Source organism: Botryobacter ruber, from assembly GCF_003347595.2.
Taxonomy (GTDB): domain Bacteria; phylum Bacteroidota; class Bacteroidia; order Cytophagales; family Hymenobacteraceae; genus Pontibacter; species Pontibacter ruber_A.
In genome coordinates this window covers 248,694-264,583 of the sequence record NZ_QCZK02000055.1, presented here as the reverse complement: position 1 = coordinate 264,583, position 15,890 = coordinate 248,694, and the positions used below count along the sequence as shown (strand labels likewise).

General features: G+C 47.4%; 9 protein-coding genes. 5 read left to right on the top strand and 4 right to left on the bottom strand.

Annotated features, from left to right (window positions below):
• Positions 1 to 29 precede the first annotated feature (29 nt).
• Both DCW36_RS19335 and DCW36_RS19330 read left to right on the top strand, forming a co-directional pair.
• Positions 30 to 1,001 carry a KpsF/GutQ family sugar-phosphate isomerase gene (locus DCW36_RS19335; protein ID WP_114778402.1) on the top strand — a complete coding sequence of 324 codons (972 nt, stop codon included), beginning with the start codon at positions 30 to 32 and terminating at the stop codon, positions 999 to 1,001.
• Between the two features lies 1 nt (position 1,002).
• Positions 1,003 to 2,079, top strand: coding sequence for a mannose-1-phosphate guanylyltransferase (locus DCW36_RS19330; RefSeq protein ID WP_114778401.1), 1,077 nt, complete (start codon positions 1,003 to 1,005; stop codon positions 2,077 to 2,079).
• Between the two features lie 191 nt (positions 2,080 to 2,270).
• Here the strand turns inward: DCW36_RS19330 and rlmB are convergent, their stop codons facing one another.
• The 4 genes from rlmB to DCW36_RS19310 form a co-directional block, all read right to left on the bottom strand.
• A complete protein-coding gene (gene rlmB / locus DCW36_RS19325) occupies positions 2,271 to 3,116 on the bottom strand; it encodes a 23S rRNA (guanosine(2251)-2'-O)-methyltransferase RlmB (RefSeq protein WP_114778400.1) in 846 nt (281 codons plus the stop codon).
• Entirely contained in the window at positions 3,089 to 4,360 is a 1,272-nt protein-coding gene (locus DCW36_RS19320) for a GWxTD domain-containing protein (RefSeq protein WP_240676247.1), read from the bottom strand. The genes rlmB and DCW36_RS19320 overlap by 28 nt, the downstream gene beginning before the upstream one ends.
• Before the next feature lie 232 nt (positions 4,361 to 4,592).
• Entirely contained in the window at positions 4,593 to 7,547 is a 2,955-nt protein-coding gene (locus DCW36_RS19315) for a glycosyltransferase family 117 protein (protein ID WP_114778398.1), read from the bottom strand.
• 127 nt (positions 7,548 to 7,674) lie between these two features.
• Entirely contained in the window at positions 7,675 to 8,292 is a 618-nt protein-coding gene (locus DCW36_RS19310) for a T9SS type A sorting domain-containing protein (protein ID WP_114778397.1), read from the bottom strand.
• Positions 8,293 to 8,883: 591 nt separating this feature from the next.
• On the opposite strand from DCW36_RS19310, the gene DCW36_RS19305 reads away from it, so the two are divergent.
• The 3 genes from DCW36_RS19305 (at position 8,884) to DCW36_RS19295 (ending at position 15,787) form a co-directional block, all read left to right on the top strand.
• Positions 8,884 to 10,695, top strand: a complete 1,812-nt coding sequence (locus DCW36_RS19305) for a T9SS type A sorting domain-containing protein (protein ID WP_164891187.1) — start codon at positions 8,884 to 8,886, stop codon at positions 10,693 to 10,695.
• A gap of 651 nt (positions 10,696 to 11,346) precedes the next feature.
• The gene (locus tag DCW36_RS19300; RefSeq protein WP_164891186.1) at positions 11,347 to 13,014 is read left to right on the top strand and encodes a T9SS type A sorting domain-containing protein; all 1,668 of its coding nucleotides are present in this window, start codon (positions 11,347 to 11,349) and stop codon (positions 13,012 to 13,014) included.
• Positions 13,015 to 13,855: 841 nt separating this feature from the next.
• A complete protein-coding gene (locus tag DCW36_RS19295; RefSeq protein ID WP_114778394.1) occupies positions 13,856 to 15,787 on the top strand; it encodes a T9SS type A sorting domain-containing protein in 1,932 nt (643 codons plus the stop codon).
• The last annotated feature ends 103 nt before the right edge of the window (positions 15,788 to 15,890 follow it).

The window sequence follows — 15,890 nt, the reverse complement described above, 5'->3', positions numbered from 1 at the left end:
TTTAACAAATACATTAACACAAATTTAATTTGAATATACTTAAAAATATCAATCAAACTGCAAAAAAAGTATTGCTGGCAGAAGCCGAAGCCGTAGCAAAACTCGCAGATTATCTAGATGATGAGTTTGAAAGCTGTGTGGAGGCCATCCTACAGACGAAAGGCCGTGTGGTGGTAACGGGTGTGGGCAAGAGCGCACACATTGGCACCAAACTGGTTGCCACCCTCAATTCTACCGGCACGCCCGCCCTGTTTATGCATGCCGCCGACGCCATTCACGGCGACCTGGGCATGATTCAGCCCGAAGACTTTGTGATCTGTATTTCCAAAAGCGGCAATACACCTGAAATAAAGGTACTGGTTCCGCTCTTAAAGCGCAAAGGTTCCCGTTTAGCTGCACTTGTATCCGGGAAAGATTCATATTTGGCAAAAAATGCTACCTTTGTTTTAAACGCTTATGTGGAGCGTGAGGCGTGCCCGCATAACCTGGCGCCCACCACCAGCACCACCGCAGCACTTGCCCTGGGCGATGCGCTGGCCGTCTGCCTGCTCGAAGCCAGGGAGTTCGGAACTGCCGATTTTGCCCAGCTGCACCCGGGCGGTTCGCTGGGCAAGCGCCTGTACTTAAAGGTCGGCGACATTTATGGCATGAACCAGGCCCCGCAGGTAAGCGAGCAGGCTACCCTGAAAGAAATCATTATCGAGATTTCGTCGAAGCGTTTAGGCGCTACCGCTGTGGTAAAAGCGGGCACAAAAGAGTTGGTGGGCATTATTACCGATGGCGACCTGCGGCGTATGCTCAACAAGTACGACTCGCTGGAAGGCATTCAGGCGGCAGCAATTATGACGCACAGCCCCATCACAATTGAACCGGAACAGTACGCTGCGGAGGCAATGGCCATCATGCAGGAAAAAAATATTACACAATTAATTGTGACCCAGCAAAACAAGTTTGTTGGGTTTATTCATCTTCACGATTTACTCAAAGAAGGACTAGTATAACATGGACAAGAACACCTTTGTGGTAATAATGGCTGGCGGGATCGGCAGCCGTTTCTGGCCGTTTAGCCGCACAAACTTCCCGAAACAATTTCACGATGTGCTGGGCATAGGCGAAACCATGCTCCAGATGACGGTTAAACGTTTTAGAGACGTTTGTCTGCCTGAGAATATTTTCGTGGTAACCAACAAAGACTACGAAGCGCTGGTAAAAGAGCAGTTGCCCGAATTAGGCAGCAACCAGGTTTTGTTAGAGCCGGTGGGCCGCAATACCGCGCCGTGCATTGCCTATGCCTCTTACAAAATTGCGCAGCTCAACCCCAATGCCAACCTGATTGTAGCACCATCAGACCACGTGGTACTTAAGGAGGAAGCCTTTACCAACGTATTGCAGCAAGCCTTGAGTGCGGCCCGAAAAGAAGACGTGCTCATTACGCTGGGTATTACGCCAAGCAGGCCCGATACCGGCTACGGCTACATTCAGTACATCGAGAACGGCACCGAAACCATCAAGAAGGTAAAAACTTTTACAGAAAAGCCAAACCTGGAGATAGCCCAGATGTTTCTCGAAAGCGGCGACTTTGTATGGAACTCCGGCATCTTTATCTGGAGCGCCAAAAGCATCCTGAAAGCGTTCCGGGAGCACCTGCCCGACATGAACGAGATTTTCGAAGAAGGCAGCAATATCTACAACACACCGGAAGAACAAAACTTTATCACGAGAGCCTACTCCCAGTGCCGCAACGTGTCGATCGACTATGGCATCATGGAGAAGGTAAACAACGTGTATGTGGTGCTGAGCGACATCGGCTGGTCCGACCTGGGCACCTGGAACTCGCTGTATACGATTAGCGACAAAGACAAAGATGGCAATGTAGTGGACGGAGATGTAATGCTCTACGACACCAAAAACTGCATCATCAAAACTCCAAAAGAGCGCCTGGTAGTACTGCAGGGCCTGGAAGGCTTTATCGTGGCTGAATACGACAACGTGCTCATGGTTTGCAGGATAAACGAAGAACAGAAAGTAAAGGAATTTACGTCTGACGCAAAAAATAAAAAGGGAGCGAATTATATCTAACAAGCAAATCCCGCTAAAACAAAGAAGCCTCTGCTGATATACCGGCAGAGGCTTCTTTGTTTTAATGACTTTCTGTAGTGCAGCAGCGGCTGTGGTGGCAGGTGCAGAACCTGTTTTTGACAAGGTTGTACCTCAAAAAACGCTTCTGCAGCTGCCACCATAGCCGCTGCTCCTGCTCAGGACGGCAGAAACTATCTTGGCTCGTAGGTATTCTGGCTGGAGTAGCCGCCTTCCCGGAGGCGCTGACGCAGCACTTCGTAGAGAATAATGCCGGTAGCTACCGAAACATTCAGGGAGCCGATCTGGCCTACCAGTGGAATGCGTACCCTGGCATCGGCACGTTTTAAATACTCCGGCGAAATACCGTCTTCTTCGCTGCCCATAATAATAGCCGTAGGACCAACAAAATCCAGGTTGGAATCATCGGTGAGCTGATGTTCGGTTTTCTCGGTACAGGCCACGATCTGTATACCGGAATCTTTCAGGTAGTCGATGGTGTCCTTCAGGTTAGGCTCGCGGCACACCGGCACCAGGTTCAGGGCACCGGCTGATGTTTTCATGGCATCGGCATTTATCTGGGCGCCGCCCCTGCTTGGAATGATGATGGCATCCACGCCTAAACACTCGGCATTACGGGCAATAGAACCGAAGTTGCGGACATCGGTAATGCGGTCCAGGACAAGCAGCAGCGGTGTTTTCCCCTGCTCGAACAGCGAAGGCACAATCTCGCTGAGGGGTGAATACGAAATAGCTGAAAGGAGCGCCACAGCGCCCTGGTGGTTTTTACGCGTCAGCTTGTTCAGCTTTTCAACCGGCACCGTAGCAACCGGCACCTCCGCTTTTTTGGCCAGATCCAGGATTTCGTCCGTCATGGGATTCCGGGCGCTCTTCTGCAGGAAAATCTTTTCCAGCGTTTTCCCGGCCAGCATGGCCTCGATGATGGGCCTGAGCCCGAAAATCATTTCAATCTTGTCTTCCTTTGGCGCCCTGGGACTGCCGTACCGGCTATTTACGTTTCTGCTATTCCTGCTCTCCATTTTGCAACTGTGCTGTACCAACTCTCACCGTAGTCACGGTGGCGGATCAGCTCATAATAATTTTCGGTAAAGGTATTCTCTTTTTTATTAAAAACGAATTTTACGTACGGCGAGGCATCGGTTTCACGGTAGATCCAGGTCTCAGTGTTGCCCACGCGGCTAATGTTGCTGGGCGGACCATACACAATATAGATCATGCCCCTGTCGGTTGCCCAGCCGGGCTTGTGGCTGGTGTAAAGCTTGTTGGCCTCCTCTACCCGCGAATAAAATGTTTTAATCAGCGACCGGGCCACTTCGCTGTTCTGGGCTATCTTAAGCCAGAATTCATCGACGGTTGCCTTCGGGTCTTTGGTCTTCATCAGGTAGTCCCGCTCTTCGGAGGTGGTCAGATAAATGAGCGGCTCCAGCATTTCCTGTGCTTTGGTTATCTGCGGAAACGCATTTGGCTGCGCCGTAAGGCCTCTTACTTTTTCGGTGCCTCTCTTCAGCAGGTAGAGCCCGCTTTTTTCCAGCCGGATGGTATCCTGGCCGGTATAGGTAGTAGAATCGGTTGGCTTCAGCAGGTTGGGCGAGGGCTCCTGCCTCGTAGACATGGGCGGCAGGGCAGGCACAAACTCCGCATTGTAATACAGCACCTGGGTGGGCTGCTCCTCTTTATACTGCTTCAGGACAAGCGGTTCCTGCGTGGTTACATACTGCCGGAGCAGCGGTTGCCCCGAAGCAGCCTGCAGCACCATAAAATCTTTCTGCAGCATTTCCGGCTTCAGCGGCATGTAAAACCTTAGGGGCCGCTCCTGCCCGCGCTGCTTTTGCAGCAGGCGCAACTGCAACACATTAGGCACGGCAACCAGTTTTGCCGGAAGCTTCAGCTGTACCCCCACGGCGCCATCCGACGCTGCGGCACCGGTGGGTGCAGTTACCCGCACCGAGTCTCTCAGCAGGGTGGCATCCCTTTCAGAACTGCCTGCCCTTACAATGTACTCCAGGCCGCTGACAGCACGCTGCAGGTTGAGGAGCTGCCGCGTATCCTCAAACTTGAAAAACACATGCAGGGTATCTTCCAGCGCATAATAATCGTGCTGCATCGTAACGTTGGGAGCGGCAGGCTTAGACGGTGCAGTGGAACGTAACAGCGCCCGCTCTGGCATTCGGGACGGTGGCGCTGAAGCCGTGCTGCAACCTGAGAGCAAGGGCAACACCAGCAGCACCAGAAACGATAGCATGGCAGTTAATCTTTTCATCATAAACAAGATACTAATACCTTCATCAATTTCAAAGAGGCTATTTCAGAAGCAGGACCGGGCAAACCGCTCTGCCAAATGGTATTGCTGCAGCTGCCACCATAGCCGCTGCTCCTCTATAAACGTGCAGCTAGCCAAATAGTAGCTAACGCAGCCTGTTTAGTACACGCCAAAAGCAAAAGAGGCTGCCCGCAAACCGGAACAGCCTCTTGTACTCTATCTTATCGTAATTTGTTTATTGTCGCATGCGCTGCAGGTACATCATAAACGCCTGCTCCAGTTGCTTTGCCCGGGCATCCAGGCCAATCTCCTGCGCCTCGCTCACCAGTTGCTGCATCATCAGCATGTTGGTCTGTATCTCCATATCAAACAATGCGCCCTTTCCGAAGTAATAATCCAGGTTCTGCTGCGATGCTTTTGCCATTTCTTCCAGCAGTTCTTTTGCCCTGTCCTCTGCTCCCAGCTTCGCGTACAGCGAGATAAACTGAGGCGTGTAATAGTCATACGGAACAGCATCGGCTGGCAGCACTTCAAAGCAATAGTCGGCTATTTCTTTGGCTCGTGCATTATCGCCGCTTGCCAGGTACGCGCTTGCCAGCTTGCCGAACTTGTCGCGGGCGTTGGCCGAGAAGCGGTAGTAGTTGTCGTCGTAGTAAATATCCGGCCTGTTGAAATTCCTGAATTTGAATTGCTTCATCATGTTCTCATACATCACCTCTTTGTTGATACTGGCATATTCATCCTGCGGCGGGAAATTCACCGGCACAATCCTGCTGGCCAGCCCTTCCAGCTGGAAGTAATCCGACAGCCCCATAAAGTCGCCGCTGTTTACGGTAGTTGAGAAATATATCGGGCGTTCCCAGTTGTTAGTCGAAAGCAGGTCCAGGATAATCAGGTGTTTCTTTTCCAGGATCGACTGGTTTATTTTCCACTGCATCCGGTCGGTAACCAGATTCTGCTTCGCTTCCGGCACAAACCCCAGCTGATTGACATGCGCTTTATTTACATTCAGGAAGAAGTTGCGGGTCGGGAATGTCGTTAACGTTGACCCGGAGCTATACTGCACCTGCAGGGCCGGGCTGTTCTGTTTTACCAGCTCGATAAACATCCTCAGGTCGATACCGGCAGCTACCTGTGGTTTTTCCACATACGGCAGGTAATCGTTGGTGCCTTGCCTGTAGTTCTCCTTCTCCAGCGACACCGGCCACGGATCAGACTTATAGGCCTGGCGCTTCATCTGGTCGATATACCAGTCTGTGTTCAGGTAGCTCAGTACAGCCACGCGTACATCCGTTCTATATTTTTCCACCTCCTGCACATACCACAGCGGGAAGGTATCGTTATCGCCATTGGTAAACAGAATGGCGTTTGGCGCACAGGAATCGAGCAGGTTTTTGGCCGAATCTACGGAATGGTACCGGTCGGAGCGGTCGTGGTCGTCCCAGCCTTCTGCCGCCAGAATAACAGGAGCAGCCATACACAAAGCCGTAGCAGCGGCAGCGCGCGTAGCGGTATTGCGCAACACATTACGCAGCAAATCGGCTATGCCCAGCACTCCCAGTCCAACCCAAATGGAGAAAGCGTAGAACGAACCGGCAAAGGTATAGTCGCGCTCACGGGGCTCCAGCGGAGGCTGGTTCAGGTACAAGGCAATGGCCATACCTGTAAAGAAAAAGAGCAAGCCTACCACAAAAGCATCGCGTTCCTTTTTCCGGATCTGGTAAAGGAGACCAAAAATTCCTATAATAAGCGGTATCATAAAGAAGGCATTCCGGGCTTTGTTGTTGGCCACCCGTGACGGCAGATCGCTTTTATCCTTGCCGAACCACAGCACGCCCGCATGCTGCACATCACTCTCACGTCCTACAAAGTTCCACAGGAAATAGCGCCAGTACATATGCCCGAACTGGTAACGGAACAGGAAAGCCATATTCTGCCCAAAGGTTGGCATCTGCCCCTCCCGGATATCCACCCATTTCTGGTACTCCTGAATATCCTGTTTTTTATCACTGTAAATGCGCGGCAGCAGGGTTTTGTCTTTGCTCTCGTACACATAAGACAGTTTCTTGGTGGTGGGAATATATTTATTTTCCCCTTTTACATAGCGGGCTGCACCTTCCTCCTGGTCTACGGGCTGTGCATTGAACTGCGGCCCGTACAGCAGCGGTCGGTCGCCATACTGCTCCCGCTTGAGGTAAGCTACAAAGCTCATAATATCCTGCGGGTCGTTTTCATCAATGGTAGGATTGTAACCCGACCGGATAGGGATCATCAGGTAAGAAGTGTAGCCTATCAGAATAAAAACAAAGCACAGCAGGGCTGTATTCAAAATCCGATTTCCCTCCCGAATGGAGTACCTGATACCAAAAATAATAGCCCCAACCAGCAAGGCCACAAAAAAGATAATTCCAGAACCAAACGGAAGCCCCAGTGAATTCACAAAAAACACTTCCACATGCCCGGCCAGCGTTGGAAGGCCAGGAATAATACCCCAAAGGATGGTTAACAAGATTACGGCACTGACCAAAAACACAGCCACGCCACCCCAGAAGTTTGGCTTGTACAACCGGAAATAATAAATAAAAGCGATAGCCGGTATTGCCAGCAGGTTTAACAAGTGCACTCCTATCGACAGCCCGACTAAATAAGCAATCAAGATAAGCCATTTGTCGGAGTTAACCTGTCCTACTTTTGCTTCCCAGCGGAGCATGGCCCAGAACACAATGGCTGTAAAGAAAGAAGACATGGCGTATACTTCGGCTTCTACGGCAGAGAACCAGGCCGAATCGGTAAAGGTATAGGCCAAAGCGCCCACGGCGCCACTACCCATGATCAACACCAGGTTACCTGTAGTAACAGCCTCTCCTTCTTTCAGCAGTATCCGCCGCGCCAGGATGGTAATAGACCAAAAAAGAAACAGGACAGTAAAAGAACTGCAAAGGGCCGATAGCAGGTTTACCCACCACGCCACCTGGGTTACATCGCCTGCAAAAAGTGAGAACATACGGCCAATAAGCAAATAGAGCGGCGCTCCGGGCGGGTGCGGCACCAGCAGTTTATACGAACAGGCAATAAACTCGCCCGCATCCCAGAAACTGGCTGTAGGCTCCAGTGTCATTATATATACTGCTGTGGCAATTAAAAACACACCCCAGCCCACCAGGTTGTTTATCTTTCGATAATCCGTCATAGTTCTTCTTAAATTCTGCCTCGAAAATAATAATAAATACTGGTTACAACCCAAGTACCCCAGCATTTAATATAAAAAAAGCCGACCAAAGAGGTCGGCTTCACGCGTTATCAACTGTAAACAGCTATTACTTTTGCAGTATCAGGCGCTTGGTTTCCACGGTTTTATCGTTTACAATCAGGCTGTAAAAATAGACGCCGGCCGGTTGCCTGCTCAAATCCAGCTCCACATCGGCGACATCCGTTCCGGAAAGATCTACCGTCTGCACCACCTTACCAATGGTGTTGGACACCCGGATCTTATAGTTATCATAGCCAAAATGACTTAACGACAAGCGCGTTTTTCCTCTCGACGGATTCGGGTAAGCATTAACAGAAGGCAACATTTTAGTTTCCGGTGCCTGGGCCAGGCCGGCAACAGCTACAGTGCCATAAAACACTTTACTAAAACTGTACGCCTCCATTACATGAAAAGAAGTAGCTACCGCCGAAGCATATAACTTAGAGCACGTGTGCTCATCTTCGATAGTAACAAAAACCGGCCGCGCATTCCGGGCCGACACAGAAAGCAGCTGTTGCTTTTCCTGCATCTGTTTCCAGACGGCAGCAGCTCCTTTGTAAACCGAAGCCTCACCAACAACAGGTTTGGTATTAAAGTCATTACCAGCCCTTACTGCAAAAGCAGTTATCTGCGAACCGGCGAACGCAACGATTAGAAAAAGTTTAGTAAAAGTATTCAATCTCATACAGTAATCTTTATAGCAATATTACAATTCTTCCTGGAATGTCAAAGGTACTTTAAAAGCAGGTAATAGTAAAGCATAACTGCAAAACATATTTACTCACCTGCCGGCATCCTTTCATTCAATTAAAAGCAGCTACTCTCTGGCCAGCTGCAAACATCCTACTATCAACAACTATTCCACACTTACACCCACAGCAACAATTCATGTATAAACCATAATAATACAACATTCAATTTTTTAATTATTCCAATCACACATCCTACAACTGTTTTTTACCTTTAATACGCATTACTCAAACTAGATATACAGATATTTAATTAATAATATGCAATTTACACCCCTGTTATTTTACACCCTGAAAAACACCTCCTCCTGCTAAAGAAGCTGATATAAAACACAATAACACAACACAATACCCCCTATTCAGAAAAAATCATTCCTTGTTAATAAAATTAAAAAAATGCAACACCACAAATTTTAACTCGTTTAAATAACTATAAGACTTAACTAATATAGCTATTTTAAACACCCGCACCGTTTATTGAACTTAAACATGATCAATAAATGGCGCTAACTAAAAAAAATACAGCCATGAAACGATATATACTTTTTTTCGCATTTATCTTCATTGCCTTGCTCAGCGCAACGGCGCAGAAGAACGACCCCTGTAAAGTCCGACCAATCAGCGTTTTTAACTCAACTCTTAACGAAGACGGATTATACGACCCAGTAACCTTACCTCATAACCCTTGCGAACAAGTGGTTGAGATTTACATGATCCTGAAAGAAAACCCTACTGCAACTGTTAACTGGCAGGTTGTCAGGTCAGAAATGAGTACTGTTCCGGCAGAAGGCTGGATTATAGTTGACAAAGACAATAACTCTTTACCCGGAAGCGCCGCAGGTTTCACGTTTACAGAACCAGGCCCCAACGGAAAATCTTATTTTGCTGCTGCCATTAGGTCAGGTCGAAAAAACGGGGTTGTAAAAGCTACTGTCACCGACCCTACCTGCGGCACCAAAGTAGCTACACTTCCTGTAAGACCAGGCCTGCTCCCGGTAACACTAACCGACGGCGGATGTACTGACGCCACAAGAACTTTTACCGCAGCAGCAACTCCCAGCAAACAACCTAACAGTGTGAAAGGATATGTACACACCTGGACGTTCCCTAACTACTGGTCCTACTCCGGATCAGAAGCTGTAACAGCTGGCCCAACCGGCTATAGCATGGTTACCACAGCCGACGTAAACACCGCTTCTTTCGTCACAGCACCCGACCCAACACCCGCTACCGAAGAAACAGTCTCAGTCGAAGTTGTTGCGCTATATAAAGGCAACAGCGGCAATGGTGTTGGTAACGCCAACTGCGACTTTGGCTTCGCAAGTGTAGTAGCCGAGTCGTGCGTAGAGGTAGTAGGTTGCCCCGCCGGCACCTTTGTTACCGGCGAAACTGTAGCAGGCAACGAAATGACCATCACCTACCAGGGAGCTTTTATAAGCGGATCAAACACAACTGTAAACTTTGATATTTCGAGCGAAGAAAATATAGAACAGATTTTTATTCCGCTTATATTACTGGACCCAACTGCAACTGCAACAGCAACAGTTAGCAACTCAAATTACACTGCTACTTACGACGCAACCACCAGCAGCGTAATTTACACAAGAACAGGCACTGGCTCCGACAACCTGTCAGTTGATTTCACACTTGCAACCGGCTCTTTCCTGGAAGTTTACGGGCTCGTTATAGAAGACATTAACGGAGGCGGTATTTCTACCACCTACACCGGGGAAACTTTTGGCGAACTAATCTGCGAATTTGGCGAACTTTCACCATTTGCAGCAGAACTTGTTTCCTTCTCAGGCAAACCGACACCAAGTGGTGTGGAACTAAGCTGGACAACAGCTTCTGAACAGAACAACGACCGGTTTGACGTTCAACGAAGCTCCAACGGCAAGGACTTTAAAACTATCGGAACCGTAAAAGGAGCAGGCAATTCTTCCACCGCCTTAAGCTACTCCTTTACCGACAAGAGCGCAGCCAAAGGAACCAACTACTACAGGCTAACCATGGTAGAAACCGGCGGCACAACAGAGTACAGCAACATCATCGCGATCGAAAGCTCTGCAGTAGCCTCAACAGGCATGACACTCTACCCGAACCCTGTTACCGGCAGCAACGTCAACATTGCCCTGGATGAACCTAATATCAGCAATAAAACCTTTGTCGTCATCATCACAGACATGAACGGACGCAAAGTAATGGAGCAACAGGTCTCAACCACAAGCAGCGACCAGATCAGCCTTTCACTTGATCAAACCAAAGTCACCAAAGGACTTTACATGATCAAGCTACAAGGCGACAATTTACTTAAAACACAGAAACTGCTAGTACGCTAGCAGCAACTCAGTAACACAAAAAAAAGAAACGACCGGAACATCCGGTCGTTTCTTTTTTTGTCGCACCCTAACCTCATCCATCCATTCACAAAAAAACCAACACCATAGCACACCCAAAACAGCAACAACACCCGCGATAGTTACTTTTGCACCTGCCACCACACCCTCTCCTTCACATCATTTACCCCCGGAAACTACCCGCTATCAAACAACACCAGTTCTTAAAGTCTGCCTCACAAACCCCTGAAAACCAGGCACACCTCCGGCTTATTTTCAACGCAAAACCTACCTAACACTTGTTTGCAAAGATACCTAAAACACAAAACATTCATACAAAATACAAAACGATCCATAAAACAAATTTAATATTATTATATAACTTTTACAATAATAGAAATATAAAAATATAATTATATAAAAAGGAGCAAATATTGTTTTTGTCATTTCCAACATATTTTTTAAAAAAATTTTATTCACCAAAATAAAGCCTATTTACTTGATTTACAATAGTTTTAAAAAAGAAACACCAGTTACACATTCTATCAATAGCGGGTTAAACCACAATTACGTTGTAACACTTGCTTTCAGGCTTCGTTAATGGCAATATTAAACATTACAAAGTTTTTAATAACACAAACAAGATTTACAACCATGAAAATATACATACTTTTATTCTCGTTCCTTTTAACCTCACTTACAGCGTCTGCTCAGAGCAGCAACTGTAGTGAATCTCAGCCACGCCCCATTACCGGTAACCAACACCCTTGCGCTGGCTCTATCGAAACTTATTGCATTGAAAATGACCGCAACTACACCTCTTTCGAGTGGGATGTGCCAAGAGCACAAGCTGGCGAACCTCCTGTAGGCTGGGAGATTATTTCAGGACAAAACACCAACTGTGTAACAGTTCGGGTAGGCGAAAAAAGCGGCACCATGAAAGTAAAGGTAACTGACCCGATTTGCGGCACTAAAGTAGCCACCCTTCCTGTAAAGCCAGGCAAAAGCTTCGAAGTAACAATAAACGGCCCTGAAACAGTTTGCATCAACCAGGAACAAACTTATACAGCTACCCTGAGCGAGAAGCAAAAAGGCAACAACAAGTCTGACTTTACTTTCACCTGGACTTACCCTGCTGATTGGACTGTAGTGGAAGATGGCAATCCGAACGACGGGCGGCTTACCGTAATACCTGGCAGCACCTCCGGCACCGTAAACGTTTATGTAGAAGACACCGCCAACAAAACTGACAAAGGCAACAACGGCAACGGCGTAGGCGGAACCAAAGGCTACTGCGGAACAGCAAGCGATGCCATTGCTGTTACAACCGAAGATTGCGACGGAAACGAAGAACCTATATGCGTTATCACGACCGACGACGGCCTCTTTACTTTCGGCTTTATGGGCGCCACAAACAACACCGACAACACCACTACTGTCAGATTCAGTTTTGAAAACAACACCGCTTCCGCTATGGAACTGGCAACAATTGAAATTCCGGATGCACCGCAACCTATAGAGCCAATTGCTCCGGAAGGATTTATTGCAGAAGTAGATGCAGAAAATGGTTTGATCACCTACATCAGAATTGATGGCGAAACCCAGGGAAATGAAACTGAAATATTCGGCTTCACGATCCCAACCGAATCGCACGAACTGTTACCATTCTACACACTTGGCGTGTTCACAACAGGAGGCGACAGCGGCTTCACAGGCTTTAACACCATTACCTGCGACGACTCCCCTATCAACCCGCTACCTGTTGAACTGTCTTCTTTTGATGGCAAAGCAACTGCCAGCGGCATAGAACTGACCTGGACAACTGCTTCGGAGACAGATAACGACAAATTTGAAGTAGAACGCAGCACAGACGGTAAAGAATACACTGCGATAGGTACTGTAAAAGGCGCCGGAAACTCGTCCACAACGCTAACCTATTCATTCTCTGACAAGAGCGCTGCCAAAGGTATCAATTACTACAGAGTTAAGCAGGTAGACTTTGACGGAACCAGCCAGCTAAGCAAGGTAATTGCACTGGAAAATAGCAATGCTCCAAAAACTGCTGGTGTAACACTTTATCCAAATCCGGTTACCGGCAACAACGTAAACATTGCACTGGGCGGATCAGATTACAGCAACAAGACCTTTGTAGTTACCATCACCGACATGAACGGACGCAAAGTAATGGAGCAGCAAATCTCAACCGCTGGCAGCGATGCAGTAAACCTCTCACTCGACCAGGCCAGAGTCACGAAAGGACTTTACATGGTTAAGATACAGGGAGACAACCTGCTTGAAACACAAAAACTACTCGTACGCTAAGAGCAACAGGTTCTAACCTTAAACAAAAAGCAGCGCCAGGCAAATGCCTGGCGCTGCTTTTTGTTTACAACTCCAGCTAAAGCATTCCACTACACTCCGAAGAATAAAAGGACAAGATCTCACGAACCCCATCCTTTCCAGGCCACCTGCCACCTCACTGCCGTCAACTTAAGCAGCACCTGAAACGATTTCCGGTCTGCTGCACCTGCCACCATGGCCTCTGCCACTCCCAAACAAAAAATCAAACAACCACCCCGACCACACCCGCTAAACGCAAACAGAATTCTCAGCAAACTTCATCTTACCTTCCCCAATACCCGCCTTACATTAAACACACCACATATAATACAATTTATATATGGAGCAATTTTATATATTTTTATAACTTTTTATATATTATAACTTATCTACCAAAACCACATAATTAATCCCACATCCTCAAACAGCAGCAAAAACCTTGGGTAAACAGCACGAAAAGATTAGTAAACCTTTCATTTTTAGCAGTATAAAAACTTAATCGCTACGATTCTTAGCAAAACCAAAACGTATTAATAGTAACAGTAATTTAATTTAATCAACCTGATAAAATTTAACCATATAAGTAAAACACAATACACCCCTGTGCGATACACATTTTCTGCTTAAGTAGCAGTGTGTAAGCCACCCTACATTTTCTAAAGCAGAAAATATCCTGCCTCACAATCACTGAGTCACAAAACTCAGCACAAGTGAACTGTGCCAGAAAAGGTATCGAGTATAATGGCTTTTAAGACAGGCTCATAAAATAGCGCAAAATGAGCTTTTAACATCGTGCGCAATCCATATTTAAAACTGCAATGTCATGAAATCATACTTACTTCTGTTCACGTTTTTCTTTGCAACCGTTCTTCAAGCATCTGCCCAGCTACCATTACCTACAGATGACAACGGTTGCGTGGTTCTGGAGAGCGAGTGCTTTACCATAAAGTACTCAGGCGTATTGCCAGATGTCGCTAACAACACAGCAAAGTTAACATTTACAGTAACTGCAAAATGCGATATACCATTTAGTTCTGTATTATTCCAGTTACCGGAAGGAATCACTCCCACCGGGGCACAAAATGGCAATACCGGCTTTACCTACACCCAGTCCTTTGGCACCAGCGTCGGTAGCCCGGTTTATCCGTTTATACAATTTACTGCTTCAGACAGTACACAAGGCTCATTCAGGAATGGCTTGTCGGACGTATTCCAGTACACTATTCCGCTCGACCAGTTCAACAACATGAACTTCCAATACACCACCATGAGCGGCGGCCCCTACAATTTTACCGTTTGTTTGAACCCGAAAGGCTGTACCAACGAAGCTGAGATACCCGAACCTGTCTGTACATCTACATCAGATAACGGCAACGCTTCCTACGGCTTTATAGACGCGACACCTGGACAAGGCCCTAATGGCAACCTGACACGCGTACGCTTCAAAATTCAAAACAACAGCTCTTCACCAATTGATTTTGTTCAGGTTAAGTCAGGAACCCGTGCATCCCACTTATCGGTATCGCCAATAAACGACCTGGGACAGTACGGCTTTATCTACCTTTGGTATCCTGAAATAGAAAACAACCAGACTGTTACCTACACAAAGGTGAACTCGGCAACTTCAACTGGTATGGAAGAAGATGTATTGGCTTTTACAATTTCTACTGCTACCTGGCTGGCAGATCGCTCATTTGAGTTTACAGTGGTAACAGAAGACGGTGATGCCAGTTATATCAGCACATCGAATATTGTGCAATGCGCTGCATACGATTGTGTTATTCTGGACGAAACAGGTGACTTTGTGTATACTTTCCTGGGAGCAACACCAAACGCAGATAATACAAGTACCTTACGCTTCAGGATCAAAAACTTAACAGCATCTCCGATGCAATTGGTCACTTTTGGTATACTAGGCGCCCCTGAGTCGGTTGTTGCACTCACCACTCCCACTTACAATGTATTTGTAATCGGAGCAGATGACCCAACAATAACTCCAGAAATATTATACGAAAGAATTCCTGGCGACTACTCGGGATTCGATTCGGATATATTCGCTTTCACAATTCCAACTGCTAACTTTGAAGTGTTCCCCTTTTACAACATAGGTGTGTTTACTGCAGATTTTCTGGGTATCGGCGGTACCGGCTTCAACACCACAACCTGCGACCGCACACCAATCACACCACTCCCAGTGGAACTGTCTTCCTTTGACGGCAAAGCAACTCCAGGCGGCATAGAATTAACCTGGACAACAGCCACCGAGACAAACAACGACAGGTTTGAGGTGCAACGCAGTTCAGATGGCAAGGAGTACACTACCATTGGCTCCGTGAAGGGCGCGGGTAACTCATCAACTAAACTAAGCTACGCTTACACCGACAAGGCTGCAGCCCGTGGCATCAACTACTACAGATTAAGACAGGTAGATTCCGACGGAACTTCTGCCTTAAGCAAGGTGATAGCCCTGGAAAGCACCAGTTCTGCAACAGCCGCCAGCAGCATGACCATCTATCCTAACCCGGTAACAGGCGACAACGTCACCATTACCCTTGACCAGGCACAGGTTGGCAAAAAAGCACTACTAGTAAGCTTAACCGACATGAACGGACGCAAGGTATATGAAAAACTGATCTCGTCAGGCGACAACGAGCTAAACGTTTCGCTGACAGAGTTGAAGTTAGCAAAAGGCCTGTACCTGGTAAAAGTTCAGGGAGAGCACAAGGTGGAAACGCAGAAACTATTAATAAAATAGAATAAAAAAATTAAGTATATATCTGGATCAAGTAAGGAGCGGCTGCATCGGCCGCTCCTTTTTTTGCTGCTCCCTGTCCACCGCCAGCTTTACTAAAGAAACC